Consider the following 22,977-nt stretch of genomic DNA (forward strand, 5'->3'; position numbering starts at 1 on the left):
ACACTTAAGAGGTGAAACATGGCAATTGGTGTTGTCGGTCGTAAGGCCGGTATGACCCGTATTTTTACGGAAGATGGGCAGGCGCTGCCCGTAACGGTAATTGAGGTTGAGCCCAACCGCATTACCCAACTGAAAACTCTTGAAAGCGATGGCTACCGCGCCGTTCAGGTGACTGTCGGTACTCGTCGTTCCTCTCGTGTTACCAAGAGCGAAGCGGGCCATTTTGCCAAGGCGGGCGTTGAAGCCGGTCGTGGTATGTGGGAATTCCGTCTTGCTGATGGCGAAGGCGAAGACCTGGCCGCTGGTAGTGAGATCACGGCTTCTGTATTCGAAGACGGTCAGGTGGTTGACGCCATCGGTCAGTCCAAGGGTAAGGGCTTCCAGGGCGGTGTTAAGCGCTGGAACTTCTCCATGCAGGATGCCACTCACGGTAACTCTCTGTCTCACCGTGCTCCGGGTTCCATTGGTCAGAACCAGACTCCGGGCAAGGTATTCAAGGGCAAAAAGATGGCGGGCCAGATGGGTAATGCTCAGGTGACTGTGCAGAACCTGAAAATCGTCCGTGTCGACGCCGAGCGCAACCTGCTGCTGGTAAGTGGTGCCGTTCCCGGCGCAACTGGCGGCGATGTTGTCATCAAGCCTGCAGTTAAAGCCTGAGGAGCGGTGCGATGGAATTGACTATTACAGGTAGCGGCAAGGGAATTTCGGTTTCCGACGCTGCATTCGCCAAAGATTTTAACGAGTCGCTGGTTCACCAGGTAGTGACTGCCTACATGGCAGGCGCCCGCCAGGGTACCAAGGCTCAGAAGACGCGTTCCGAAGTAAGCGGTGGCGGTAAGAAGCCATGGCGTCAGAAGGGCACTGGTCGTGCCCGTGCCGGTACTATTCGTAGTCCGATCTGGCGCGCCGGTGGCGTTACCTTTGCAGCCAAGCCTCGTGGCTTCGAGCAAAAGGTTAACCGCAAAATGTACCGCGCAGCGATGCGCTCCATTTTTTCCGAGCTGGTTCGCCAAGAGCGTCTGGTGGTTGTCGACGATATGAACGTTGATAGCCCGAAGACCAAGGCATTCAACGCCAAGCTGAAGGATATCGGTGTGACCAATGCGCTGATTCTGTCCGACAACGTCGAGCAGAACCTGCATCTGGCCTCGCGCAACATCCCGCACGTAGACGTGCGTGATATTGCTGGCCTGGATCCGGTTAGCCTGGTTGCCTTCGAGAAGGTCGTTGTGACCGTTCCCGCTCTGAAGAAGATCGAGGAGATGCTGGGATGAATCAGGAACGTATTTATAAGGTCCTGCTTGGGCCGCACGTATCGGAAAAAGCGTCTCTGGCAGCAGAGCGTGGCCAGGTAGTGTTTCGTGTAGCGCCTGATGCCACCAAGCCCGAGATCAAGAAAGCCGTTGAGCAGCTGTTCAACGTCACCGTAGAAGGTGTTCAGGTTCTGAACCGTAAGGGTAAGCTCAAGCGTACTATCCGCGGGTTCGGCAAGCGTAATGACATTCGTAAGGCTTACGTAAAGCTGGCAGAAGGTCAGGACATCGATTTTCTGGATGTGGAATAAGGTAAAGGGGTCGTAATATGCCGATCGTCAAAACCAAACCAACATCTGCCGGACGCCGTCACGTTGTAAAGCTTTACAACCCGGATCTGCACACTGGGCGCCCATACGAGCCGTTGGTAGAAAGAAAGAACAAGACGGGTGGTCGTAACAATGTAGGCCGCATTACAACCCGTCACACGGGTGGTGGTCACAAGAAGCACTACCGTGTCATCGATTTCAAGCGGACCAAAGATGGTATCCCGGCGGTCATTGAGCGCCTGGAATACGATCCTAACCGCTCTGCGCACATTGCACTGCTGAAGTATGCCGATGGTGAGCGTCGTTACATTATCGCTCCCAAAGGTATGCAGATCGGTGATCCTGTGCGCTCCGGTATCGACGCACCAATCAAAGTGGGTAGCACGCTGCCGCTCCGGAATATTCCGGTCGGTTCTGTAATCCACTGCGTCGAACTCAAGCCTGGCAAAGGTGCACAGCTGGCTCGCTCTGCGGGCGCATCCGTACAGCTGGTTGCTCGGGAAGGGGCTTACGCCACCATCCGCCTGCGCTCAGGTGAAATGCGTAAGGTGCTTGTTGACTGTCGCGCAACGTTGGGTGAAGTGTCCAACAGCGAACACAGCCTCAAGCAGCTTGGTAAAGCGGGTGCATCACGTTGGCGCGGCAAACGGCCAACAGTACGTGGTGTTGCTATGAACCCAGTTGACCACCCGCATGGTGGTGGTGAAGGGCGTACCTCTGGCGGGCGTCACCCGGTTACTCCGTGGGGTGTTCCGACCAAAGGGCATAAGACTCGTAAGAACAAGCGTACTGACAAGATGATAGTACGTCGTCGTTCGGCCAAGTAAACGACTACATAGAGGTAATTGCTGTGCCACGTTCTTTGAAGAAAGGTCCTTTTATAGACCTGCATCTGTTGAAGAAGGTCGAGGCAGCTCTGGAAGCTAACGACAAGCGGCCGATCAAAACCTGGTCCCGCCGGTCGACAGTCTTTCCGGAGATGGTAGGCCTGACCATTGCAGTCCACAACGGCAAGCAGCACGTGCCGGTTTATGTCACCGAAGATATGGTTGGACATAAGCTGGGTGAGTTCGCGGCAACGCGTACTTATCGTGGTCATGCGGCCGACAAGAAAGCTAAACGCTGATTCTGAGGTAATCAAAATGGAAGTAGCAGCCAAGTATAAGGGCGCTAACCTCTCAGCTCAGAAAGCACGTCTTGTCGCTGACCAAGTACGTGGCAAGGCTGTTGAGGATGCCCTGAACATTCTGACTTTCAGCCCGAAGAAGGCGGCGGTCGTGATCAAGAAAGCTCTTGAGTCCGCCATCGCCAACGCTGAGCATAACGAAGGTCTGGACGTTGACGAACTGCGGGTTTCCACCGTGATGGTGGATGAGGGTCCGACGCTCAAGCGAATCAAAGCTCGAGCCAAGGGGCGCGCTGACCGTATTTTCAAGCGCACCTGCCATATCACCGTCAAGGTCGCCGACAAGTAGGAGATGCTCAGATGGGTCATAAAGTAAATCCAACCGGCATTCGCCTGGGTGTGATCAAAGAGCACAACTCAGTCTGGTATGCCGACAAAAAGGAATACTCCAGGAACCTGTTGAATGACATTCAGGTTCGTGAGTTCCTCGACAAGCGTCTGGTTAAGGCGTCTGTCAGCAAGATTGTGATCGAGCGCCCTGCTCAGAACGCCCGTATCACGATCCATACTGCCCGTCCCGGTATTGTTATCGGTAAGAAGGGTGAAGATGTTGATCGTCTGCGTCGCGAAGTCAGCGACATGATGGGTGTGCCTGTGCACATCAACATCGAAGAAGTCCGCAAGCCGGACCTCGATGCCCGCCTGGTAGCGCAAAACGTTGCCGGCCAGCTGGAGCGTCGTGTGATGTTCCGTCGCGCTATGAAGCGCGCGGTTCAGAACGCCATGCGCCAGGGTGCCAAGGGTATCAAGATTCAGGTTGGCGGTCGTCTCGGGGGTGCTGAAATCGCGCGTTCCGAGTGGTATCGCGAAGGTCGTGTTCCGCTGCACACACTGCGTGCAGATATTGATTACGCAACCTACGAAGCGCATACCACTTACGGCGTAATCGGCGTCAAGGTATGGATCTTCAAAGGTGAGATTCTTGGTGGTATGGAGCAGGTCCGTGCTGACAAGAAAGCCTCTGGGAAGAAAGGTTCTAAGTAAAGGGGCACTCTTATGCTGCAACCAAAACGCACCAAATTCCGCAAGGTAATGAAAGGCCGTAACACTGGTCTTGCTCACCGCGCCAACAAGGTGAGCTTCGGTGAATACGGATTGAAGGCTACGAGCCGTGGGCGTATAACTGCGCGCCAGATTGAAGCAGCGCGTCGTACAATGACTCGTCGCATCAAGCGGGGCGGTAAGATCTGGATCCGGGTATTCCCGGACAAGCCGATCACCGGTAAGCCGCTTGAAGTTCGAATGGGTAAAGGTAAGGGTTCTGTCGAGTATTGGGTGGCTGAAATCCAGCCAGGCCGCATGCTCTACGAGATGGAAGGTGTGTCTGAGGAAATTGCTCGGGACGCATTCACTCTCGCGGCGGCCAAACTGCCGGTACAGACCACCTTTGTAACGAGGAAGGTGATGTGATGAATGCAACAGAGCTGCGTGATAAGTCAGTCGAGGAGCTGAACAAAGAGCTGATCGACCTCCTGAAGGAGCAGTTCAACCTGCGCATGCGTAAGGCGACAGGTCAGCTGAATCAGTCTCATCTTCTCGGCAAGGTGAAGCGCGACATTGCTCGCGTGAAAACAGTATTGAACGAAAAGGCAGGACAGTGAGATGACCGAAGCTACCCAAACTGCCAGAACTCTGAGCGGCAAGGTCGTGAGCAACAAGATGGAGAAATCCATCGTGGTGCTGGTCGAGCGTCAGGTGAAACACCCGCTGTACGGTAAGTACATGAAGCGTTCAACCAAGATCCACGCTCACGATGAGAGCAATCAGTGCAACATCGGTGACACTGTGACCATTCAGGAAACCCGTCCGGTCTCCAAGACCAAGAGCTGGGCCCTGGTGGAAGTTACCGAACGTGCATCCAAGGTGTAACGCCGGAGAACAACCATGATTCAGACTCAAACAATGCTTGAAGTCGCGGATAACAGCGGTGCGCGTCAGGTGATGTGCATCAAGGTCCTGGGCGGTTCACATCGGCGTTATGCCAGCGTAGGGGATATCATCAAGGTGACCGTCAAGGAAGCCATCCCCCGCGGTAAAGTGAAGAAAGGCCAGGTCCTGAAAGCTGTCGTGGTACGCACCCGCAAGGGTGTTCGCCGTCCCGACGGTTCGCTGATCCGTTTCGACGGAAATGCGGCAGTACTTCTGAACAATCAGGACGCTCCTATTGGTACCCGTATCTTCGGACCGGTTACCCGTGAACTGCGTAATGAGAAGTTCATGAAAATTATCTCACTGGCACCCGAAGTACTTTAAAGGACCAGAGGCCGGTTATGAAAAAGATCAAACGAGATGACGAAGTAATCGTCACTACGGGGAAAGATAAAGGCAAACGTGGTAAAGTCCTGAAGGTTCAGGACGATGGCCGCATGGTTGTTTCAGGGATCAATATGATCAAGAAACACACCAAGCCGAACCCGATGCTGGGCTCCCCGGGTGGCATCGTCGAAAAAGAAGCACCTATCCAGGCTTCCAACGTGGCTATTTTTAATCCGCAGACCGGCAAAGCCGATCGTGTAGGCTTCCAGATTAAGGAAGACGGCGCGAAAGTGCGGATCTTCAAGTCCACGAACGAAGCTGTCGATAACCAGTAAGCGGTGGTGGTTACGATGCTTAACATGAAAGAGCAGTACAGTAAGGAAGTGGTACCCGCCCTGCAGAAAGAGTTCAGCTACAAGAACATTATGCAGGTGCCGCGTATCGAAAAGATCACCCTTAACATGGGTGTCGGCGAAGCGGTTGGTGACAAGAAGCTGATTGAGAATGCTGTGGCGGATCTTGAGCGCCTGGCAGGCCAGAAAGCGGTTGTTACCAAGGCTCGTAAATCCGTCGCGGGTTTCAAGATCCGTGAAGGTTGGCCTATCGGTTGTAAGGTTACCCTGCGCGGCGAGCGTATGTGGGACTTCTTTGATCGCCTGGTTCACATTGCGGTTCCCCGCATTCGTGACTTCCGTGGTCTGAATCCCAAGTCGTTCGACGGTCGCGGTAACTACAGCATGGGTGTGCGTGAGCAGATCATTTTCCCCGAGATCGAGTACGACAGAGTCGACAAGATCCGTGGTCTGGACATCACCATTACCACCACTGCCGGTACCGACGATGAAGGTCGCGAACTGTTGAAAGCCTTTGGCTTTCCGTTCAAGAAATAAGGAACGAGTGTAATGGCTAAGGTTTCCATGAAAAACCGTGAGCTCAAGCGCGAAAAAACCGTTGCGAAGTTTGCAGCGAAGCGTGCCGAGCTCAAGGCGATTATCAAGAACCCGAATACCAGCGATGATGACCGTTGGGACGCACAGATGAAGCTGCAACAGCTTCCTCGCGATGCATCTCCTTCGCGTCTTCGTAATCGTTGCCAGGTGACTGGTCGTCCCCACGGCGTTCTGCGCAAGTTTGAGCTGTCACGGATCAAACTCCGTGAATACGGCATGCGCGGTGACGTTCCGGGCCTGACCAAGGCAAGCTGGTAAGATAGGTACCCTGACTTCGGTCAGGTGCCTGTTGGTAAGCGGTGCGGCAAGCCGCTGCACAACTAAAAAGATCAGGAGCCTCATACCAATGAGTATGCAAGACACGCTTGCGGATATGTTTACTCGTATCCGTAATGCACAGATGGCATCAAAAGCAGACGTTACGATGCCGTCTTCAAAGATGAAGATCTCCGTAGCCCAGGTCCTCAAGGACGAAGGTTACGTCGACGATTTCTCCGTTTCAGCCGACGCGAAGCCCGAGCTGACGATTACTCTGAAATACTTCGGTGGTAAGCCGGTTATTGAAGAGATCAAACGGGTCAGCCGTCCGAGTCTGCGCCAGTACAACGGCGCTGGGGAACTGCCGAAAGTATCCGGTGGTCTGGGAGTCGCGATTGTCTCAACGTCTAAGGGCGTTATGACAGACCGCGCCGCACGTGCTGCTGGCGTGGGTGGCGAAGTCATCTGCACCGTATTCTAGGAGATACACATGTCCAGGGTTGCCAATAATCCTGTCGTGCTGCCTTCCGGTGTTGAGGTTAAGCTGAACGGACAGGAAATTAATGTGAAGGGTTCCAAGGGAGCGCTTCAAATCACCATTCACCAGGCGGTTGAAGTAAAGCAGGAAGAAAATGTTCTGCGCTTTGCGGCCCGCGATGGTGCTACAAAGTCCCGCGCTCTTGCTGGTACTACTCGTGCACTGGTCAACAATATGGTGACCGGTGTTTCCACAGGCTGGGAACGTAAACTCCAGCTGACGGGCGTAGGTTACCGTGCCCAGGCGCAAGGTAAGAAGCTCAATCTGACACTGGGTTTTTCTCACCCGGTTGAGTATGAGCTGCCCGAGGGGATTACCGCAGAAACTCCGTCCAATACGGAAGTTGTGATTCGCGGTATCGACAAGCAACAGGTTGGCCAGGTCGCTGCGGAAGTCCGCGCGTTCCGTCCGCCCGAGCCTTACAAGGGCAAGGGTGTTCGTTATGCGGATGAGCAGGTCAGACGCAAAGAAGCCAAGAAGAAATAAGGCGGGACTATGAGCGCGAATAACGAAAGATTGCGTCGCGCACGCAAAGTGCGCATGAAGATCCGTGAACTGGGTACCGATCGTTTGTGCGTTCACCGCACACCGCGTCACATGTACGCCCAGGTCACGACTGCAGACGGCAGCAAGGTGCTGGCTTCTGCCTCCACGTTGGATAAGGAACTGCGCCAGGGTGCAACCGGTAACGTGGACGCTGCCAAGAAGGTCGGTCAGCTGATCGCTGAACGCGCCAAGGCAGCAGGTGTTGAGCAGGTTGCTTTTGACCGCTCCGGTTACCGTTATCACGGCCGTATTCAGGCTCTGGCCGACGCAGCCCGTGAAGCTGGCTTGCAATTCTAAGAGGTGGAGAAGATGAGCGTTAACGAACAGAAGGCGCCTGAGCTCCAGGAAAAGCTGGTTCAGGTCAATCGTGTCGCCAAGGTTGTTAAAGGTGGCCGTATTTTCGCCTTCACCGCACTGACTGTAGTGGGTGATGGTAAAGGTCGCGTAGGTTTCGGTCGTGGCAAGGCGCGTGAAGTGCCGGTTGCCATCCAGAAGGCCATGGAAGCTGCACGCAAGAACATGGTAGAAGTTCCGCTTGACGGCACTACCCTGCAATACCCGGTCAAGGCTCAGCATGGCGGCTCCAAGGTCTACATGCAGCCTGCGTCCGAAGGTACTGGTATCATCGCCGGCGGTGCGATGCGCGCAGTACTGGAAGTGGCGGGTGTTCAGAACGTACTGTCCAAGTGTTACGGGTCTACCAACCCGGTGAACGTGGTACGTTCCACCATCAAGGGTCTCCAGGCGACACAGGCGCCTGAAGATATTGCAGCCAAGCGCGGTAAGACCGTGGAAGAGATTCTGGGTTGAAGTCATGGCGAACGCAAATACGATCAAAGTAACTCTGACCCGCAGCCCCATCGGCTGCCAGCCCAAGCACAAGTTGTGTGTGAAGGGCCTGGGTCTTCGTAAAATCGGTCACACCGTGGAAGTGGAAGATACGCCTTCTATCCGCGGCATGATCAACCGGGTTTATTACCTGGTTCGGGTTGAGGAGAACTAAGATGCGTCTGAACGAACTTAGTCCGGAACCCGGTTCACGCCAAGCCCCCAAGCGGGTCGGTCGTGGTATCGGTAGCGGTCTCGGTAAAACCGGCGGTCGCGGTCACAAGGGTCTGAAAGCCCGTTCCGGCGGCAGCGTAGCACCTGGTTTCGAGGGTGGTCAGCAGCCGTTGGCTCGTCGTCTTCCGAAGTTTGGTTTCACATCCCGTCAGCAGCGTTACGTTGCTGAAATTCGCCTGAACGAACTGGCGAAGGTTGAAGGCGATGTGGTTGATCTGGAAGCCCTGAAAAAGGCAGATATTATTCGCGGTGAAATTCGCGAAGCCAAGGTTATCCTGTCCGGCGAGCTAAGTCGTGCGGTAACCGTGAAGGGACTGCGGGTAACCAAAGGCGCGCGCGAGGCAATTTCTGCCGCGGGTGGTAAAGTCGAAGACTAAGGCGAGTCGAGGACTAAATGGCCAAGAACGCATCATTGCCTGCGGGCGCGGGTAAAGGACTGGCAGAGCTGCGATCGCGGCTCTGGTTTGTCTTCCTGGCATTGTTGGTGTACCGGATCGGTGCCCACATTCCGGTGCCGGGTATCAACCCCGACCGTCTGGCGGCACTGTTTGAACAGAACCAGGGCACAATCCTGAGCATGTTCAACATGTTTTCCGGTGGTGCGCTTGAGCGCATGAGTATCTTCGCTCTCGGTATCATGCCGTACATCTCGGCCTCTATCATCATGCAGCTCATGACTGCGGTTAGTCCGCAGCTTGAGCAGCTGAAGAAAGAAGGTGAGGCTGGCCGTCGAAAGATCAGCCAGTACACTCGGTATGGTACGGTTATCCTGGCCCTGGTTCAGGGTTTTGGTATTTCAGTCGGCCTGGCATCACAGGGTGTCACCTTCAATGACAGCTTCAGCTTCCACTTTGTGGCGGTTGTGTCATTCGTCAGTGGCGCCGTGTTCATGATGTGGCTTGGCGAGCAGATCACCGAGCGGGGTGTCGGTAACGGCATTTCCCTGTTGATCTTCGCCGGTATTGTTGCCGGGTTGCCCGGCGCTATCGGTCAGACGCTCGAGCAAGCCCGTAATGGTGAGATGAGCCTGCTGGTGGTTCTGGGTATTGGCGTTCTTGCGGTTGCTGTCATTGGCTTCGTGGTCTTCATGGAGCGCGGTCAGCGCCGGTTGACGATCAACTACGCCAAGCGGCAACAGGGTCGCCGGGTGTTTGCGCAGCAGTCCAGTCATCTGCCTCTGAAAGTGAACATGGCCGGTGTAATCCCGCCCATTTTCGCTTCGTCCATCCTGCTTTTCCCGGCATCGCTGGGTCAGTGGTTTGGTCAGGGCGAGGGCATGGAATGGTTGAGTGACATCTCCCAGGCTCTGGCGCCAAGCCAGCCGTTGTACATTATCCTGTTTGCGGCAGCAGTGGTTTTCTTCTGCTTCTTCTACACAGCCCTGATGTACAACCCGAAAGAAGTTGCGGATAACCTCAAGCGCTCTGGAGCGTTTATTCCGGGCATTCGTCCTGGTGATCAGACTGCCAAGTATATCGATGGTGTTCTGACCCGTCTGACGCTGTTCGGTGCAATGTACATTGCAGCAGTTTCCCTGTTCCCTCAGTTCCTGATGGTGGCCGGGAATGTTCCGTTCTATCTGGGCGGTACCTCTCTGCTGATTGTTGTAGTCGTGGTGATGGATTTCATGGCGCAGGTTCAGTCGCACCTGATGTCTCATCAGTATGAATCACTGATGAAGAAGTCCAATCTCAAGGGCTATGGTCGGAACGGTTAATCCCGTTCCCCTTGAAAACTGGAGTCGACAATGAAAGTACGCGCTTCGGTAAAGAAAATTTGCCGTAACTGCAAAGTAATTCGTCGCAATGGCTCGGTACGAGTCATTTGCTCGGAGCCTCGTCACAAGCAACGCCAGGGCTGATTCCGAGAGGGATCCTTCCTGACATTGTAGGGTTTCGGAATGATGGCGCTTGACTCCATGTGGGGTCAGGCGCTATTATTTCGCGCCCTTTTTGTGGCGGAAAATTCACACAGCAAAGCTTTGAACGCGGAGTAATTTGGATGGCACGTATAGCCGGTGTCAATATACCCGATCACAAACATGCTGTTGTCTCGCTGACCTACATCTTTGGTGTTGGCAAGACCACAGCCCAGAAGCTTTGCGATGCAACCGGCGTCAAGCCGGACGTCAAGGTCAAAGACCTTAGCGACGAGCAGCTTGAATCACTTCGTACTGAAGTGGGCAAGGTGTCTGTCGAAGGCGATCTGCGTCGTGAAGTACAGATGAACATCAAGCGTTTGAAGGATCTCGGATGCCACCGTGGTCTGCGTCATCGTCATGGCCTTCCGGTCCGTGGCCAGCGCACCAAGACCAACGCACGCACCCGTAAAGGTCCACGCAAACCTATTCGTAAGTAACAGGTAGGCAAACATGGCAAAGCCAGGTACACGTACCCGTAAAAAGGTGAAAAAGACGGTTGTTGATGGCGTCGCGCACATTCACGCGTCCTTCAACAACACTATCGTGACCATTTCTGACCGTCAGGGCAACGTCCTGTCCTGGGCCACCTCTGGTGGTTCCGGTTTCCGTGGGTCACGCAAGAGTACACCTTTTGCTGCGCAGGTAGCAGCTGAAAGAGCCGGTAATGCGGCTGCTGAATACGGCCTTAAAAACCTGGACGTAGAGGTTAAGGGTCCTGGGCCCGGACGTGAATCTGCAGTTCGCGCGCTGAACGCGTGTGGCTACAAGATCACCAACATCACAGATGTGACGCCGATTCCCCACAACGGCTGTCGTCCGCCCAAGAAGCGCCGCGTCTAACACAGGAGACAGTGAATTATGGCTCGTTATATAGGCCCGAAGTGCAAGCTGTCTCGTCGTGAAGGGACAGATCTTTTTCTGAAGAGCGGTGTTCGCGCGCTCGATTCAAAGTGCAACATCGAGACTCCGCCGGGTATGCACGGCGCGCGTCGCGGTCGTCTGTCCGAGTACGGCGTACAGCTGCGTGAAAAACAGAAAGTTCGTCGTATCTACGGCGTTCTCGAGAAGCAGTTCCGCAACTATTACAAAGAGGCCGCCCGAGGCAAAGGTGCAACTGGTGAAAACCTGCTGCAGCTGCTGGAAGGCCGTCTCGATAACGTTGTATATCGCATGGGCTTTGGTTCTACCCGTGCAGAAGCCCGTCAGCTCGTCTCTCACAAAGCGATCCTGGTCAACGACAAGTCGGTAAATATCCCGTCTTATCAAGTCCGTCCTGGTGATGTTGTGAGTGTGCGTGAAAAGGCGAAGAACCAGCTGCGTGTTAAAGGCGCACTGGATCTGTCTGCAAGCCGTGCACCGGTGAGCTGGGTAGAGGTCGACGCCAACAAGATGTCCGGCGTTTACAAGTCAGTACCTGAGCGTACTGAACTGCCGGCCGACATCAACGAGAACCTCATCGTCGAGCTTTACTCCAAGTAAAGCCCAGTTAGCAACGATAGCAGATAGGGGCGTCTATGCAGCGTTCAGTACATGAGTTATTGACACCTCGTACCATTGACGTGAAGGAATCAAGCGCCACACGTGCCAAGGTTACGCTTGAGCCTCTGGAAAGAGGCTTTGGTCATACCCTGGGTAGTGCACTGCGCCGGATTCTCTTGTCTTCGATGCCGGGCTGCGCCGTGACTGAAGCGCAGATCGACGGTGTCCTGCACGAGTACAGCGCCATTGAGGGTGTCCAGGAAGACGTCATCGAGATTCTGCTGAATCTCAAAGGCGTTGCCGTAAAAATGAACGGTCGGGACGATGCCGAGCTCACGCTCAGCAAGAAGGGCCCGGGCGTTGTGACAGCCGGTGATATCAAGCTGGATCATGACGTCGAGATTGCCAACCCGGAGCACGTGATCTGTCACCTTAGCGAGAATGGTGAAGTGAACATGCGTCTCCGTGTTGCTCGCGGTCGGGGCTACGAGCCTGCAGACCAGCGTGGTCTCGACGAGGACGAAACTCGCGCCATCGGACGCCTGCAGCTGGATGCAACATTCAGCCCGGTTCGTCGTGTGGCTTACGCCGTGGAAAGTGCACGGGTAGAGCAGCGGACCGATCTGGACAAGCTGGTTATCGACCTGGAGACCAATGGCACCATCGACCCGGAAGAAGCAATTCGCCGGGCGGCGACCATCCTCCAGCAGCAACTGGCGGTTTTTGTTGATTTCGATCATGAGAAAGAGCCCGAGCGCGTTGAGGAAGAGGAAGAAATCGATCCGATCCTGCTGCGTCCGGTTGATGATCTGGAATTGACAGTGCGTTCAGCTAACTGCTTGAAGGCTGAGAACATTTACTACATCGGCGATCTTATCCAGCGCACAGAAGTTGAGCTGTTGAAGACGCCTAACCTTGGTAAAAAGTCGCTGACCGAGATCAAGGACGTTCTGGCGTCCCGTGGTCTGTCACTGGGCATGCGTCTTGATAACTGGCCGCCGGCTAGCCTTCGTGGCGACGACCGGGTTCTGGGCGGTTAATCGCCGATTAGTTTAAGGTAAGGAATAAGAGCAATGCGTCATCGTAAGAGTGGTCGTAAGTTCAGCAGGACCAGTGCGCATCGCAAGGCCATGTTCCGTAACATGACTGCGTCACTGGTTGAACACGAGCTGATCAAAACAACGCTGCCGAAAGCCAAAGAGCTTCGTCGGGTAGCTGAGCCTTTGATCACGCTCTCCAAGAATGATTCGGTCGCGAATCGTCGTCTGGCGTTTTCACGCCTGCGTGACGATGCGGCGGTTGCCAAGCTTTTTGACGAGCTTGGTCCCCGTTATAGCGAGCGTCCGGGTGGATACCTTCGTATCCTGAAGTGTGGCTTCCGTGCCGGCGACAATGCCCCTATGGCATTCGTTGAGTTGGTAGGCCGCCCGCTGGATATCGAAGCGGAAGAGGTGGACGAAGACGAGGATTAATTCCCTCGGCTTTGGCCAACCACAAAAAAACCGGGTTCCGCGAGGTTCCCGGTTTTTTTGTGCCTCGTTTGTAGATAACTCGTAGCCTGGAAGTATGTGGGCTGGCAAGGGGGTGGAGGTTTATTTTCTTTGGAAAAATAACTCGCTGCGCTCAGACATCTTTTTCCGGCAGAAAATAAACCTCCACCCCCTCTCCGGCAGAGCTATTTCTTGCCCGCCAATGATTTCGCCAACATTGGCTTCAGATAGCGGCCTGTGTGAGAAGCGGGGTTCTCGGCGACCTCCTCCGGCGTTCCCTCGGCAATGATCTGGCCGCCGCCAGAGCCGCCTTCGGGGCCCAGGTCGACAATCCAGTCGGCGGTCTTGATGACGTCCAGATTGTGTTCGATGACCACGATGGTGTTGCCATGGTCCCGCAGCCTCTCCAGGACATTCAGCAGTTGCTGGATGTCGTAGAAGTGCAGGCCGGTGGTTGGCTCGTCCAGAATGTAGAGGGTTTTGCCGGTGTCCCGTTTGGACAGCTCCTTGGCCAGTTTAACCCGCTGTGCTTCGCCACCAGAGAGGGTGACCGCGCTCTGCCCCAGTCGGATGTAGGAGAGGCCGACATCCATCAATGTCTGTAGTTTGCGGGCCAGGAAAGGCACGGCATCGAAGAACTCGCGCCCTTCCTCAACGGTCATTTCCAGTACTTCGTTGATGTTCTTGCCTTTGTAGCGGACCTCCAGAGTCTCACGGTTGTAGCGTTTGCCTTTGCAGACATCGCAGGGAACGTAGACATCGGGCAGGAAATGCATCTCCACCTTGATCACGCCGTCGCCCTGGCAGGCTTCGCACCGGCCACCTTTGACGTTGAAGGAAAAGCGCCCGGGCTTGTAACCGCGTGAGCGGGCCTCTTGAGTGCCGGCGAAGAGTTCGCGGATCGGGGTAAACAGCCCGGTATAGGTGGCCGGGTTCGAACGGGGGGTGCGGCCGATGGGGCTCTGGTCAATGTCGATGACCTTGTCCAGGTTATCCAGCCCCTTGAGTGATTGATAGGGCGCATGGTTCAGGCTGGTGGCCTTGTTGAGTTTGGCGGCAGCCACCGGATACAGGGTGCTGTTGATCAGGGTCGACTTGCCCGACCCGGAGACACCAGTGATACAGGTCATGATCCCCAGAGGCAGATGCAGCGTCGCCTCTTTCAGGTTGTTGCCGGTGGCTCCGGCCAGTGTTAACGATTTTCCGCTTCCCTTGTTTCGTTGTTTGGGGATGGCGATTTCCCGGGTGCCATTCAGATACTGGCCGGTAAGAGAGTCGGGGTTGTCGATGATCTGTTGCGGTGTGCCCTGGCCGATAACGTGGCCTCCATGGACGCCGGCGCCCGGCCCGATATCGATCACATGATCCGCAGCGCGGATGGCGTCCTCATCGTGCTCGACAACAATCACGGTGTTGCCCAGATCCCGCAGGTGGGTGAGGGTGGCGAGCAGCCGGTCATTGTCACGCTGATGAAGCCCGATGGATGGTTCGTCCAGAATGTACATGACGCCGACCAGCCCGGCGCCAATCTGGCTTGCCAGACGAATGCGCTGGGCCTCGCCCCCGGAAAGGGTGTCGGCGCTTCGCTCGAGGGTCAGGTATTCCAGGCCCACGTTCACCAGGAACTGGAGCCTCTGGCGAACTTCCTTCAGGATTTTCTCGGCGATTTCGCCTTTCCGGCCCGGCAATGCCAGGGTTTCGAAATAATCGTGGGCATCGCCAACCGGGAGGTGGGTGACGTCGGAAATATTGTGCTCTTCAATAAAAACATGGCGGGCGCTACGGCGCAGACGGGAACCCCCACACTCTTTGCATGGCTGGGTGCTGAGGTTGCGAGCCAGTTCCTCCCGCATGCTCTGTGAGTCGGTCTCACGGTAGCGCCGTTCGAGGTTCGGCAGAATGCCCTCGAACGGATGGGCCTTCTCCATGATGTGGCCGCGCGAATTCACATAACGGAATGGGATGTCCTCATCGCCCGAGCCGAACAAGAGGACGTTGCGGAAATCCTCGGGTAAATCCGCCCAGGGCGTTTCCAGATCGATGCCGTAGTGATCTGCCACGCTGCCCAGCATCTGGAAGTAGTAGACGGCCCGGCGATCCCAGCCTTTTATCGCCCCGGATGCCAGAGTCGCCTCCGGGTGGTGAACAATTTTCTCCGGATCGAAGAACTGTTTGACACCCAGTCCGTCGCAGGTGGGGCAAGCGCCTGCGGGGTTGTTAAAGGAAAACAGTTTCGGTTCGAGTTCACTCAGGGCATAGCCGCACTGGGTGCAGGCGTAACGAGCGGAGAATGTGTGTTCTTCGCCTTCGCCGGTCATCGGGGCTACGAGAGCAATCCCGTCTGCCAGGCCCAGTGCTGTTTCGAAGCTCTCTGCCAGTCGCTGCTCAAGCCCCGGCTTGACCTTGAACCGATCGACGACCACATCAATCTGGTGCTTGCGTTTCTTGTCCAGGGCCGGCACATCGTCAATGTCATAAACCGTGCCGTCTACACGCAGGCGGATGAAGCCCTGGCTGCGCATGGTTTCGATAACCTGCAGGTGTTCGCCTTTCCGGTCCCGGATCACCGGGGCCAGGATCATCAGCTTGCTGTCTTCCGGCATGGAAGCCACCTGGTCCACCATCTGGCTGATGGTCTGCGCTTCCAGCGGTTGGCCATGGTCGGGGCATCGGGGCTCGCCGGCTCGGGCAAAGAGCAGGCGCAGGTAATCGTATATTTCGGTGATGGTGCCGACGGTGGAGCGCGGGTTGTGGGAGGTGGACTTCTGCTCGATGGATATGGCCGGCGAGAGGCCTTCGATATGGTCCACATCCGGCTTCTCCATCATGGAGAGAAACTGGCGGGCATAGGTGGATAGTGACTCTACGTAGCGGCGCTGACCTTCGGCATAGAGGGTGTCGAACGCAAGGGAGGATTTACCGGAGCCGGAGAGGCCGGTGATCACGATGAGCTTGTCCCTTGGCATATCCAGGTCGATGTTCTTCAGGTTGTGGGTTCGTGCCCCTTTGATCTGGATATGGTCCATAACACCTCGCTTGGGTAAAAACGAAAATTATACCGCGTTGGGCCCGCTGCGGCGAAAATGATACCGGGTTCGGGCCACGGCACCTGTCCCCCGTCAGGGCACCTTCTGCTACAATGCGCCGCCTGCGAAGGGTATCTGCCCTCAATCTGACCGCTTTCAACCCCGGCTGAGGTACGTAATTGCCATGAATGCGCTGGAAAAACGCTCCGTTCTGGCCCTGGCGTCTGTGTACGCCATGCGCATGCTCGGACTGTTCATGGTGCTGCCGGTATTCATGCTGCTTGGCGAAGACCTCAAGGGTGCAACGCCAGCCTTGCTGGGCCTGGCTATAGGCGCATACGGCCTTAGCCAGGCGCTGCTGCAGATTCCCTTTGGCATGCTGTCTGACCGGGTCGGTCGCAAGCGCATGATCTACATCGGGCTGGTTCTGTTTGCCGCTGGCAGTCTTCTGGCCGGTGCCACGGACTCCATATACGTTGTGATTGCCGGTCGGATTCTTCAGGGAGCCGGTGCGATTGCAAGTGTGTTGATGGCGCTGCTCAGTGACCTGACCCGCGAAGAAGAGCGGACCAAGGCCATGGCGACCGTCGGTATTACTATTGGTCTGTCCTTTTCGGTCTCGTTGGTCCTTGGCCCCCTTCTTGGTGCCTGGTGGGGGCTGTCCGGGATCTTCTACACCACCGCAGCGCTGGCCTTAGTGGCTCTGGTGATCGTCAACCGTCTGGTCCCGACTCCCCATCAACACAAGACCAGCGCCGACACTCACCCTGCTAGGGAGATGCTGGGCCGTGTGCTTTCAGATCACCGCCTGCTGAGGTTGGATTTCGGTATTTTTGCACTGCATCTGGTGCTGACCGCTCTGTTCCTGGTATTCCCCTCGATGCTTCAGGAGCAGTTCGGTCTCGCCGGCAGTTCACACTGGTGGTTCTATCTGAGTGTTATGGTGACGTCTTTCTTTGCCATGGTGCCCTTCATCATCATCGGCGAGAAAAAGCGCAGGATGAAACCGGTGCTTTGCGGGGCGATTGCGTTGCTGACAGTGGCCACTGCCGGGTTTACTGGTGTTTCCGGCAGCCTGGTTGCGGCCTGGGCTGTGCTGTTCTTCTTTTTTATGGCCTTCAATCTGCTTGAGGCCAGCCTGCCGTCATTGATCAGCAAGGAGGCTCCGGCTGCAAGCAAAGGAACCGCGATGGGTGTCTACTCCACCTCCCAGTTTATGGGCGCGTTTCTCGGTGGTGCCCTGGGAGGCTACCTCTTGGAGGTCGCCGAGATTCAGGGCGTACTCTGGTTCATGGTGGTGGTGCTGGGCCTCTGGCTGCTGGTGGCGTTGACCATGCCCGCTCCCGGTCATACCACCAGTTTCGTGGTACAGTTGCAGCAGGTAATCAACGATGAGTACGACGACATCGATAACAATCTCCGCCGCCTCCCTGGCGTGCAGGATGTGGTGATTGTGGAAGAGGCTGCTACCGCCTATCTTAAGGTGGATCGGCAGCAATTTGATGAAGCCTTGCTTGCGGACTTTTCCTTTGTCCGGCAGGCTAACAATTCTTGAAATCCGGAAGCGCGCACGGAACGCGGGCGTCCCTGAAAACAGAGTCAGGAGCAGAAAATGGCACGAGGCGTAAACAAGGTAATTCTCATCGGTAACCTGGGACAGGACCCGGATACCCGCTACACCCCTAACGGCAATGCCGTAGTGAACCTGAATCTTGCAACCGACGAAAGCTACAAGGATCGTCAGACCGGTCAACTGGTGCCGAAAACCGAATGGCATCGGGTTGTCATGTTCGGCAAGATCGCCGAAGTTGCCGGCCAGTATCTGCGCAAGGGCTCAAAGGTTTACATCGAGGGTAAGCTGCAGACCCGGAAATGGCAGAACAAGGAAGGTCAGGATGTTTACACCACCGAGGTTGTGGTGGATATCAACGGCCAGATGCAGATGCTGGACAGCCGTGGCGGAGAAGGCGGCATGAATCAGGGCGCGCCGGCGGGACGGCCCCAGCAGTCCGGCTATAATGCGCCGGCGGGACAACAGAACAATCCGCCGCCCCAGTCGCAGTCTGGTGGTTACAGCAACCAACCGTCGCAGGGCAGCATGCCTGAGCCGGTTGACGACTTCGATGATGACATCCCGTTCTGACTTCCCTGATGAGGGGAGCGGAATCTGAGCATTCGAAGTGAATAAAGCCTCCGCATGGCGGGGGCTTTTTTGTTACGGACTTGCAAAAACGGTGTGAAATCAGCCAAAAAAACGTGGAGTTACGTTCACTTTCTCATCTATCATGTAATCCGTTGTAAAAAGCGCCTGTTTTTTGGGCAGCATAATAACGACTTGAGGCTGGCGAGTGGCCTTCGAGTCCTTTTTTAATGGACTCCATGACAAAGACATCAATACTCAGAAAACTGACCGGACTGTTCAGGAGTTCCGGGGCACGCCTGCGGGTCTGTCTTGAGATTCGTCCCGACGGCATAGCCTGGGCGGAATCAGGCGGGCCCAACGCCGGGCGGTCGGGCTTTACGGATTGTCTGCCTGCCAGGCGTCATGAGGCGCTTGTCGGGTTGGTAGAAAGTCACGGCTGGCCCGGTGTTGCGACGACTCTCGTTCTACCTCTCGATCAGTATCAGGTATTCCAGATGGATCGCCCGGAAGGCATCGAGGAATCGGAGCTGGGCGACGCTCTGAAGTGGAAGCTGAAGGATTTTCTGGATTTCAGTCCGTCCGAGGCGGTCTCGGATGTGTTTCCATTCCCCCGAGATGCTTCCCGAGGCCGTGGTGAACTGGTCAACGTGGTCGCAGCCAGAAGAGCTCTGGTCTCGGAATTGATTGCGTTGGTTCAGGGCGCGGGGCTGGAACTGGAACGAATTGATATTGCCGAACTCGCGTTGCGAAATCTGGTGTGCAGGCTGGATGAGAATGGGCGCGGTGCTGCGCTGGTGCACCTCAAAGAAAACTATGGCCAGATGGTGATTTGCAGAGACAACACGCTATATCTGTCCCGCCGCCTTGATGTGACTTCCGAGGATCTCCGAGACGCTGCCCGGCAGGAATCAGCGGTTCAGTCACTGGCTCTGGAAATGCAGCGTTCCCTGGACTACTACGAAAGCCAACTGGGCCAGGTGCCGCCGGCGATGATCCGTCTTGTTGCTCGCGACAGCGTCCTTCCGCTTGCTTCGATGCTTTCCTCCTATGTGGCCGCTGGAATTGAAACCCTCGACTGGAGCGCCCTGGGGCTTCAGGCCGATCTGGACAGTCGTTGCCTGCCGGCCTGGAGCGCGTGCTTGCCAATGCCGGAGGACGGGCGTCCATGATCCAACAGGTCAATCTGTACACAGACGAGCTTCGTCCGAGTAAGGAGAGGCTCCAGGCGGGAACGGCGGTTGGTGTTCTGCTTGTGGGATTGGTACTGGTTGCGTTCATGGCCGGTTTCCTGACCTACGAAAATTCCCTAATGGCCAATAAAGCCTCGCGCCTGGATCGGCAGAATCAGCAGCTCGAGCAGGCTGTGGCAGAGCTTTCAGCGGCGGTTCAAGCCCGTCAGCCGGATGCGGAAGTGGGGGCGGCTCTGAATCGAGTAACCCAGACCCTTGCGCGCCGCCAGCGTTTGCTGGAACGGGTGGAGAGCCTGGTACTCTCGGAAGGCCGCAATTTCTCACCGCGATTGTCAGCACTGGCCCGGCAGATCCCGAAAGATGTCTGGCTAACCGACGTTACTCTGGAGTCGGGCTCGGACAAAGTCACCATTGAAGGGCGCAGCCGTGATGGTGCTCTGGTGCCCCTATACCTTGAAAACCTGGGCGACGAAGCGGCCTTTTCCGGAAAAACCTTTGGCGTGTTCCGATTGTCACGGTCGGAGGAAGGCCGATGGATCGATTTTTATGTCGCCAGTAAACGCGACGGGGAGGCCAACTGATGGCGGATGCGTCCAACACTACCCTGGCACGGGCGGCGCAGTGGTATAACCAGCGCCCCATTCGTGAACGTGCCTTGATCTTGCTGACGGCGCTAGTGCTCGTTCTGGTTTTGGTCTGGGAGCTGGGGGGGACGCCATTGCAGCAACGCCACCAGAGCCTGGAAAATCGCCTCCAGACCCTGTCCGCCAGTCGCGATGACCTGCTGGCACAGCAACAGGCGCTTGATGAACAGCTCGCGACTGATCCTTCCAGGGAACTGCAGAACCAGTTAAACGCCCGGCAGCAGAGACTGGAGCGACTCAATCAGCAGATCGCCGATACCACGGGGCAACTGATCGCACCCAAGGCCATGGTGGCATTGCTCAGGAATATTCTGGCGGCCCAGGAATCACTGGAGTTGCAGGCCCTCGAGTTACAGACTCCAACCCCGGTTTTTGCTCCAGAGGGGGCCGAGCAGTCCTCTCAGGGGCCGCAGGCGGCGTCTGAGCCACTGCTTTACGCCCACGATGTCGAGCTCCGGATCAAGGGGGGCTACCTCGATGTGCTGAATTACCTGCAGCGGCTCGAGGCGATGGATGAGCGCCTCGGATGGATCAGACTGGAATACAGCGCAGGAGACTGGCCCTCGGGTGAGGCCGTCATCAGAGTGCAAACGCTGAGCCTGGATCAGGCCTGGCTGGGGGTATGAGATGAGCAGACGCCTGAATACAACAGCAAGCCGGTGGTTTTGCATGGCGGTCGGCTCTGTGCTTTTGTGTGCGGGCCCGGCCCATGCATTGCAGGACCCGACCCGGCCGCCGGGCCCTCAGGCAACAGTGACCAAGCCGGCGCCAGAACGGTCCCTGGCTCTGGATTCCATTCTTTTCAGCAAGGACAGGCGAGTTGCCGTAATCGAAGGTGAGGCCCTCAGGGAAGGCCAGGGTTTTGACAACGTGCGGGTTATCCGGATCTATACCAATCGGGTTGTGGTAATGGATAACGGCCGCGAACGGGTGTTGTACCTGGAGAGACTTCCGCAGGTTCGGGGAACTCAATGACAGACAATCGGATACTCATGACAACCATTAAACTCACCGGTGCACTGGCGTTGAGCCTCGTGTTGACGGCGTGCAGTAACAACCCGTTGATGCGCTCGGCGACAGCTACGTCCACTGATGCTGCGGACGCCATTGACCAAAGCCTCGAAGAGGCCACGCAACCAGAACCGGCGGCGCCCACATCGGCCGAGCCTTCAGCGCCTTTGCCTGCGGACGTAAGCGCAGCGTTGTTGCCGCCACTGTCCGGCGGCGCGGATCTGGATGAACGTTTTGACGTGAATGCCCGGGGCGTGCCTGCCGCAAGCTTTTTTGAATCGCTGGTTGAGGGGACCCGCTACAACGTTGTGATTCATCCCGATGTCAGTACCAGTATCGATCTCCGACTGGGTGATGTCACTGTACCGGAAGTGATGGATATCGCAGGCGACCTATATGGGCTGGATATTCGCCGCAGTGGCCGATTGTTTCGGGTGCAAGCGGATCAGGTCCAGACCCGGCTGTTCCCCATTGATTATCTGCACTTCAAGCGCCGGGGCGGCTCGGAGACCCGCGTAAGCTCCGGGCAGGTGACTGGTGCTCGCAGTGGTAATGCCGGTAGCTCTAATAGCAATGGCGACAGTTCTGGTTCCGGCGAGATCCGCAACCTTGTAGGCACAACCATTTCCACGGAAACGGCGTCGGATTTCTGGAAGGACATTCAAAGTGCCCTGAGCATGATTATCGGTGGCGGTGATGGCCAACAGGTGATCGTCAATCCGGGCGCTGGTCTGGTGATGGTTCGTGCCGGTTCCGAGGATTTGCGCATGGTTGAAGAGTATCTGCGCCGTACCGAGCTGATTATGCAGCGTCAGGTGATCCTGGAAGCCAAGATCCTGGAGATCGCGCTTAACGAGGGCTACCAGCAGGGCATCAACTGGTCGGATATCCAGAGCGCGTCCAGCATTACCGCCTCCGATGGTTTGCCCGAGGATTTCACCGCGCAGGCTTTGGCCGGCCAAGTCATTCAGACATCCGATATCGGAGGCCTGTTTTCCGCCAGCGTGAGGGCAGGTGACTTTACCGGCCTGATTGAGCTGCTTGGTGAACAGGGCAATGTGCAGATTCTCTCCAGCCCTCGCATTTCAACGGTGAATAACCAGAAGGCGGTGATTAAGGTAGGTACCGACGAGTTCTTCGTGACCGACATTGATTTCGACGACAACAACTCCGCCGTGACAGCGACGGACTCGACGTCTACCTCGGTGGAACTGACTCCGTTTTTCTCCGGCATTTCTCTGGATGTGACCCCCCAGATTTCCGAGAGCGGTGTCATCACTTTGCACGTGCACCCCTCGGTTAGCGAAGTGAACGATCAGGAAAAGGTGATTACCATCGGCGAGCGCGACGTCACGCTGCCCCTGGCCAGCAGCACTGTTCGTGAAACCGACAGCGTTATCCGTGCCGAAAGCGGCCAGATCGTGGTCATCGGTGGTCTGATCCAGAACTCCAGTGAAGACAACAACTCCGCGGTTCCCTTCTTCAGTGACATTCCACTGGTGGGCGAACTGTTCAAGCAGCGCCGGTTCCAGTCCCGCAAGAGCGAGCTGGTCATCCTTCTGCGTCCGGTGGTGGCCGGAACGCCCGAGATGAATGCGGATGTTTCGGCCAGCCGCGAGCGCATGAATGTGCTGCGCGAGTTGCTGCAATCGTCTGAATCCGTCACACCAGAACCGGAGAAAGCCGTTCGATAGC

At 56.3% G+C, this 22,977-nt stretch carries 35 protein-coding genes; 34 read left to right on the forward strand and 1 reads right to left on the reverse strand.

All coding sequences use genetic code 11. The features are described from left to right. Positions 1-18: 18 nt before the first annotated feature. From rplC to rplQ, 27 genes are all read left to right on the forward strand, one after another. On the forward strand, positions 19-657 hold the full coding sequence (rplC, locus tag FMN52_RS04885) for a 50S ribosomal protein L3 (protein ID WP_148607561.1): 639 nt from the start codon (positions 19-21) through the stop codon (positions 655-657). 11 nt (positions 658-668) lie between these two features. Next, positions 669-1,274: a 50S ribosomal protein L4 gene (rplD, locus tag FMN52_RS04890; RefSeq protein WP_064230340.1), complete on the forward strand. Its 606-nt coding sequence runs from the start codon at positions 669-671 to the stop codon at positions 1,272-1,274. Beyond that, positions 1,271-1,564, forward strand: coding sequence for a 50S ribosomal protein L23 (gene rplW / locus FMN52_RS04895; RefSeq protein ID WP_008174862.1), 294 nt, complete (start codon positions 1,271-1,273; stop codon positions 1,562-1,564). The genes rplD and rplW overlap by 4 nt, the downstream gene beginning before the upstream one ends. A gap of 17 nt (positions 1,565-1,581) precedes the next feature. Beyond that, positions 1,582-2,409 carry a 50S ribosomal protein L2 gene (rplB, locus tag FMN52_RS04900; RefSeq protein ID WP_069185080.1) on the forward strand — a complete coding sequence of 276 codons (828 nt, stop codon included), beginning with the start codon at positions 1,582-1,584 and terminating at the stop codon, positions 2,407-2,409. Positions 2,410-2,432: 23 nt separating this feature from the next. Next, entirely contained in the window at positions 2,433-2,708 is a 276-nt protein-coding gene (rpsS, locus tag FMN52_RS04905) for a 30S ribosomal protein S19 (protein ID WP_007154011.1), read from the forward strand. A gap of 16 nt (positions 2,709-2,724) precedes the next feature. Continuing rightward, on the forward strand, positions 2,725-3,057 hold the full coding sequence (gene rplV / locus FMN52_RS04910; protein ID WP_008174870.1) for a 50S ribosomal protein L22: 333 nt from the start codon (positions 2,725-2,727) through the stop codon (positions 3,055-3,057). A gap of 11 nt (positions 3,058-3,068) precedes the next feature. Continuing rightward, positions 3,069-3,752, forward strand: a complete 684-nt coding sequence (rpsC, locus tag FMN52_RS04915) for a 30S ribosomal protein S3 (RefSeq protein WP_064230338.1) — start codon at positions 3,069-3,071, stop codon at positions 3,750-3,752. A 12-nt stretch (positions 3,753-3,764) separates the two neighbouring features. After that, positions 3,765-4,178 (forward strand): 50S ribosomal protein L16, encoded by a 414-nt coding sequence (rplP, locus tag FMN52_RS04920; protein ID WP_148607562.1) that lies wholly within the window; start codon positions 3,765-3,767, stop codon positions 4,176-4,178. After that, positions 4,178-4,369, forward strand: coding sequence for a 50S ribosomal protein L29 (rpmC, locus tag FMN52_RS04925; RefSeq protein WP_148607563.1), 192 nt, complete (start codon positions 4,178-4,180; stop codon positions 4,367-4,369). The genes rplP and rpmC overlap by 1 nt, the downstream gene beginning before the upstream one ends. A 1-nt stretch (position 4,370) precedes the next feature. Beyond that, a complete protein-coding gene (rpsQ, locus tag FMN52_RS04930) occupies positions 4,371-4,637 on the forward strand; it encodes a 30S ribosomal protein S17 (protein ID WP_008174879.1) in 267 nt (88 codons plus the stop codon). A gap of 15 nt (positions 4,638-4,652) precedes the next feature. Beyond that, positions 4,653-5,021, forward strand: coding sequence for a 50S ribosomal protein L14 (gene rplN / locus FMN52_RS04935; RefSeq protein WP_007154005.1), 369 nt, complete (start codon positions 4,653-4,655; stop codon positions 5,019-5,021). A 17-nt stretch (positions 5,022-5,038) separates the two neighbouring features. Further along, complete coding sequence (gene rplX / locus FMN52_RS04940; RefSeq protein WP_008174881.1) at positions 5,039-5,359, forward strand: 50S ribosomal protein L24; 321 nt, start codon at positions 5,039-5,041, stop codon at positions 5,357-5,359. Between the two features lie 15 nt (positions 5,360-5,374). Beyond that, positions 5,375-5,914 (forward strand): 50S ribosomal protein L5, encoded by a 540-nt coding sequence (rplE, locus tag FMN52_RS04945; protein ID WP_088558161.1) that lies wholly within the window; start codon positions 5,375-5,377, stop codon positions 5,912-5,914. Positions 5,915-5,926: 12 nt separating this feature from the next. Then, on the forward strand, positions 5,927-6,232 hold the full coding sequence (gene rpsN, locus FMN52_RS04950; RefSeq protein ID WP_008174884.1) for a 30S ribosomal protein S14: 306 nt from the start codon (positions 5,927-5,929) through the stop codon (positions 6,230-6,232). Positions 6,233-6,320: 88 nt separating this feature from the next. Continuing rightward, a complete protein-coding gene (rpsH, locus tag FMN52_RS04955) occupies positions 6,321-6,713 on the forward strand; it encodes a 30S ribosomal protein S8 (protein WP_008174886.1) in 393 nt (130 codons plus the stop codon). 9 nt (positions 6,714-6,722) lie between these two features. Continuing rightward, positions 6,723-7,256, forward strand: coding sequence for a 50S ribosomal protein L6 (rplF, locus tag FMN52_RS04960; RefSeq protein ID WP_148607564.1), 534 nt, complete (start codon positions 6,723-6,725; stop codon positions 7,254-7,256). A 9-nt stretch (positions 7,257-7,265) separates the two neighbouring features. Further along, a complete protein-coding gene (rplR, locus tag FMN52_RS04965; protein WP_148607565.1) occupies positions 7,266-7,613 on the forward strand; it encodes a 50S ribosomal protein L18 in 348 nt (115 codons plus the stop codon). Positions 7,614-7,625: 12 nt separating this feature from the next. Further along, complete coding sequence (rpsE, locus tag FMN52_RS04970) at positions 7,626-8,126, forward strand: 30S ribosomal protein S5 (RefSeq protein ID WP_008174892.1); 501 nt, start codon at positions 7,626-7,628, stop codon at positions 8,124-8,126. Positions 8,127-8,130: 4 nt separating this feature from the next. Continuing rightward, positions 8,131-8,319, forward strand: a complete 189-nt coding sequence (gene rpmD, locus FMN52_RS04975) for a 50S ribosomal protein L30 (protein WP_148607566.1) — start codon at positions 8,131-8,133, stop codon at positions 8,317-8,319. A 1-nt stretch (position 8,320) separates the two neighbouring features. Beyond that, on the forward strand, positions 8,321-8,755 hold the full coding sequence (rplO, locus tag FMN52_RS04980) for a 50S ribosomal protein L15 (RefSeq protein ID WP_088558160.1): 435 nt from the start codon (positions 8,321-8,323) through the stop codon (positions 8,753-8,755). 17 nt (positions 8,756-8,772) lie between these two features. Then, a complete protein-coding gene (secY, locus tag FMN52_RS04985) occupies positions 8,773-10,095 on the forward strand; it encodes a preprotein translocase subunit SecY (protein WP_064230335.1) in 1,323 nt (440 codons plus the stop codon). Between the two features lie 30 nt (positions 10,096-10,125). Further along, complete coding sequence (gene rpmJ / locus FMN52_RS04990; protein ID WP_008174902.1) at positions 10,126-10,239, forward strand: 50S ribosomal protein L36; 114 nt, start codon at positions 10,126-10,128, stop codon at positions 10,237-10,239. 140 nt (positions 10,240-10,379) lie between these two features. Next, positions 10,380-10,736, forward strand: coding sequence for a 30S ribosomal protein S13 (gene rpsM, locus FMN52_RS04995; protein WP_148607567.1), 357 nt, complete (start codon positions 10,380-10,382; stop codon positions 10,734-10,736). Between the two features lie 13 nt (positions 10,737-10,749). Further along, the gene (gene rpsK, locus FMN52_RS05000) at positions 10,750-11,139 is read left to right on the forward strand and encodes a 30S ribosomal protein S11 (protein WP_007153992.1); all 390 of its coding nucleotides are present in this window, start codon (positions 10,750-10,752) and stop codon (positions 11,137-11,139) included. An 18-nt stretch (positions 11,140-11,157) separates the two neighbouring features. Then, on the forward strand, positions 11,158-11,778 hold the full coding sequence (rpsD, locus tag FMN52_RS05005) for a 30S ribosomal protein S4 (protein ID WP_069185086.1): 621 nt from the start codon (positions 11,158-11,160) through the stop codon (positions 11,776-11,778). Between the two features lie 35 nt (positions 11,779-11,813). After that, the gene (gene rpoA / locus FMN52_RS05010) at positions 11,814-12,818 is read left to right on the forward strand and encodes a DNA-directed RNA polymerase subunit alpha (RefSeq protein WP_008174911.1); all 1,005 of its coding nucleotides are present in this window, start codon (positions 11,814-11,816) and stop codon (positions 12,816-12,818) included. Between the two features lie 33 nt (positions 12,819-12,851). After that, entirely contained in the window at positions 12,852-13,250 is a 399-nt protein-coding gene (rplQ, locus tag FMN52_RS05015; RefSeq protein WP_064230334.1) for a 50S ribosomal protein L17, read from the forward strand. Between the two features lie 203 nt (positions 13,251-13,453). On the opposite strand, the gene uvrA is transcribed toward rplQ, so the two are convergent. Beyond that, positions 13,454-16,294 (reverse strand): excinuclease ABC subunit UvrA, encoded by a 2,841-nt coding sequence (gene uvrA, locus FMN52_RS05020; protein WP_148607568.1) that lies wholly within the window; start codon positions 16,292-16,294, stop codon positions 13,454-13,456. Between the two features lie 184 nt (positions 16,295-16,478). Here uvrA and FMN52_RS05025 point away from each other — a divergent pair, with 184 nt between their 5' ends. The 7 genes from FMN52_RS05025 to mshL all read left to right on the forward strand — a co-directional run bounded on the left by FMN52_RS05025 (position 16,479) and on the right by mshL (position 22,976). After that, positions 16,479-17,849, forward strand: a complete 1,371-nt coding sequence (locus FMN52_RS05025; RefSeq protein WP_148607569.1) for an MFS transporter — start codon at positions 16,479-16,481, stop codon at positions 17,847-17,849. 57 nt (positions 17,850-17,906) lie between these two features. Beyond that, positions 17,907-18,437, forward strand: a complete 531-nt coding sequence (gene ssb / locus FMN52_RS05030) for a single-stranded DNA-binding protein (protein WP_148607570.1) — start codon at positions 17,907-17,909, stop codon at positions 18,435-18,437. A 236-nt stretch (positions 18,438-18,673) separates the two neighbouring features. Then, on the forward strand, positions 18,674-19,606 hold the full coding sequence (locus tag FMN52_RS05035) for a biogenesis protein MshI (protein WP_240339398.1): 933 nt from the start codon (positions 18,674-18,676) through the stop codon (positions 19,604-19,606). Then, complete coding sequence (locus FMN52_RS05040; protein ID WP_162851857.1) at positions 19,603-20,208, forward strand: PilN domain-containing protein; 606 nt, start codon at positions 19,603-19,605, stop codon at positions 20,206-20,208. Before FMN52_RS05035 ends, FMN52_RS05040 begins: the two co-directional genes overlap by 4 nt. Next, complete coding sequence (gspM, locus tag FMN52_RS05045; RefSeq protein WP_148607571.1) at positions 20,208-20,897, forward strand: type II secretion system protein GspM; 690 nt, start codon at positions 20,208-20,210, stop codon at positions 20,895-20,897. Before FMN52_RS05040 ends, gspM begins: the two co-directional genes overlap by 1 nt. Before the next feature lie 43 nt (positions 20,898-20,940). Further along, complete coding sequence (locus FMN52_RS05050) at positions 20,941-21,246, forward strand: hypothetical protein (RefSeq protein ID WP_240339399.1); 306 nt, start codon at positions 20,941-20,943, stop codon at positions 21,244-21,246. A gap of 17 nt (positions 21,247-21,263) precedes the next feature. After that, on the forward strand, positions 21,264-22,976 hold the full coding sequence (mshL, locus tag FMN52_RS05055; RefSeq protein WP_148607573.1) for a pilus (MSHA type) biogenesis protein MshL: 1,713 nt from the start codon (positions 21,264-21,266) through the stop codon (positions 22,974-22,976). Position 22,977 lies beyond the last annotated feature (1 nt).

The organism is Marinobacter sp. BW6 (genome assembly GCF_008107725.1).
GTDB lineage: Bacteria > Pseudomonadota > Gammaproteobacteria > Pseudomonadales > Oleiphilaceae > Marinobacter.

What these genes read in the sequence shown, in the direction of transcription:
- rplC (WP_148607561.1), top strand. Translation starts at nt 19, where the DNA reads ATGGCAATTGGTGTTGTCGGTCGTAAGGCCGGTATGACCCGTATTTTT.
- rplD (WP_064230340.1), top strand. Translation starts at nt 669, where the DNA reads ATGGAATTGACTATTACAGGTAGCGGCAAGGGAATTTCGGTTTCCGAC.
- rplW (WP_008174862.1), top strand. Translation starts at nt 1,271, where the DNA reads ATGAATCAGGAACGTATTTATAAGGTCCTGCTTGGGCCGCACGTATCG.
- rplB (WP_069185080.1), top strand. Translation starts at nt 1,582, where the DNA reads ATGCCGATCGTCAAAACCAAACCAACATCTGCCGGACGCCGTCACGTT.
- rplV (WP_008174870.1), top strand. Translation starts at nt 2,725, where the DNA reads ATGGAAGTAGCAGCCAAGTATAAGGGCGCTAACCTCTCAGCTCAGAAA.
- rpsC (WP_064230338.1), top strand. Translation starts at nt 3,069, where the DNA reads ATGGGTCATAAAGTAAATCCAACCGGCATTCGCCTGGGTGTGATCAAA.
- rplP (WP_148607562.1), top strand. Translation starts at nt 3,765, where the DNA reads ATGCTGCAACCAAAACGCACCAAATTCCGCAAGGTAATGAAAGGCCGT.
- rpmC (WP_148607563.1), top strand. Translation starts at nt 4,178, where the DNA reads ATGAATGCAACAGAGCTGCGTGATAAGTCAGTCGAGGAGCTGAACAAA.
- rpsQ (WP_008174879.1), top strand. Translation starts at nt 4,371, where the DNA reads ATGACCGAAGCTACCCAAACTGCCAGAACTCTGAGCGGCAAGGTCGTG.
- rplN (WP_007154005.1), top strand. Translation starts at nt 4,653, where the DNA reads ATGATTCAGACTCAAACAATGCTTGAAGTCGCGGATAACAGCGGTGCG.
- rplX (WP_008174881.1), top strand. Translation starts at nt 5,039, where the DNA reads ATGAAAAAGATCAAACGAGATGACGAAGTAATCGTCACTACGGGGAAA.
- rplE (WP_088558161.1), top strand. Translation starts at nt 5,375, where the DNA reads ATGCTTAACATGAAAGAGCAGTACAGTAAGGAAGTGGTACCCGCCCTG.
- rpsN (WP_008174884.1), top strand. Translation starts at nt 5,927, where the DNA reads ATGGCTAAGGTTTCCATGAAAAACCGTGAGCTCAAGCGCGAAAAAACC.
- rpsH (WP_008174886.1), top strand. Translation starts at nt 6,321, where the DNA reads ATGAGTATGCAAGACACGCTTGCGGATATGTTTACTCGTATCCGTAAT.
- rplF (WP_148607564.1), top strand. Translation starts at nt 6,723, where the DNA reads ATGTCCAGGGTTGCCAATAATCCTGTCGTGCTGCCTTCCGGTGTTGAG.
- rplR (WP_148607565.1), top strand. Translation starts at nt 7,266, where the DNA reads ATGAGCGCGAATAACGAAAGATTGCGTCGCGCACGCAAAGTGCGCATG.
- rpsE (WP_008174892.1), top strand. Translation starts at nt 7,626, where the DNA reads ATGAGCGTTAACGAACAGAAGGCGCCTGAGCTCCAGGAAAAGCTGGTT.
- rpmD (WP_148607566.1), top strand. Translation starts at nt 8,131, where the DNA reads ATGGCGAACGCAAATACGATCAAAGTAACTCTGACCCGCAGCCCCATC.
- rplO (WP_088558160.1), top strand. Translation starts at nt 8,321, where the DNA reads ATGCGTCTGAACGAACTTAGTCCGGAACCCGGTTCACGCCAAGCCCCC.
- secY (WP_064230335.1), top strand. Translation starts at nt 8,773, where the DNA reads ATGGCCAAGAACGCATCATTGCCTGCGGGCGCGGGTAAAGGACTGGCA.
- rpmJ (WP_008174902.1), top strand. Translation starts at nt 10,126, where the DNA reads ATGAAAGTACGCGCTTCGGTAAAGAAAATTTGCCGTAACTGCAAAGTA.
- rpsM (WP_148607567.1), top strand. Translation starts at nt 10,380, where the DNA reads ATGGCACGTATAGCCGGTGTCAATATACCCGATCACAAACATGCTGTT.
- rpsK (WP_007153992.1), top strand. Translation starts at nt 10,750, where the DNA reads ATGGCAAAGCCAGGTACACGTACCCGTAAAAAGGTGAAAAAGACGGTT.
- rpsD (WP_069185086.1), top strand. Translation starts at nt 11,158, where the DNA reads ATGGCTCGTTATATAGGCCCGAAGTGCAAGCTGTCTCGTCGTGAAGGG.
- rpoA (WP_008174911.1), top strand. Translation starts at nt 11,814, where the DNA reads ATGCAGCGTTCAGTACATGAGTTATTGACACCTCGTACCATTGACGTG.
- rplQ (WP_064230334.1), top strand. Translation starts at nt 12,852, where the DNA reads ATGCGTCATCGTAAGAGTGGTCGTAAGTTCAGCAGGACCAGTGCGCAT.
- uvrA (WP_148607568.1), bottom strand. Translation starts at nt 16,294, where the DNA reads ATGGACCATATCCAGATCAAAGGGGCACGAACCCACAACCTGAAGAAC.
- FMN52_RS05025 (WP_148607569.1), top strand. Translation starts at nt 16,479, where the DNA reads ATGAATGCGCTGGAAAAACGCTCCGTTCTGGCCCTGGCGTCTGTGTAC.
- ssb (WP_148607570.1), top strand. Translation starts at nt 17,907, where the DNA reads ATGGCACGAGGCGTAAACAAGGTAATTCTCATCGGTAACCTGGGACAG.
- FMN52_RS05035 (WP_240339398.1), top strand. Translation starts at nt 18,674, where the DNA reads ATGACAAAGACATCAATACTCAGAAAACTGACCGGACTGTTCAGGAGT.
- FMN52_RS05040 (WP_162851857.1), top strand. Translation starts at nt 19,603, where the DNA reads ATGATCCAACAGGTCAATCTGTACACAGACGAGCTTCGTCCGAGTAAG.
- gspM (WP_148607571.1), top strand. Translation starts at nt 20,208, where the DNA reads ATGGCGGATGCGTCCAACACTACCCTGGCACGGGCGGCGCAGTGGTAT.
- FMN52_RS05050 (WP_240339399.1), top strand. Translation starts at nt 20,941, where the DNA reads ATGGCGGTCGGCTCTGTGCTTTTGTGTGCGGGCCCGGCCCATGCATTG.
- mshL (WP_148607573.1), top strand. Translation starts at nt 21,264, where the DNA reads ATGACAACCATTAAACTCACCGGTGCACTGGCGTTGAGCCTCGTGTTG.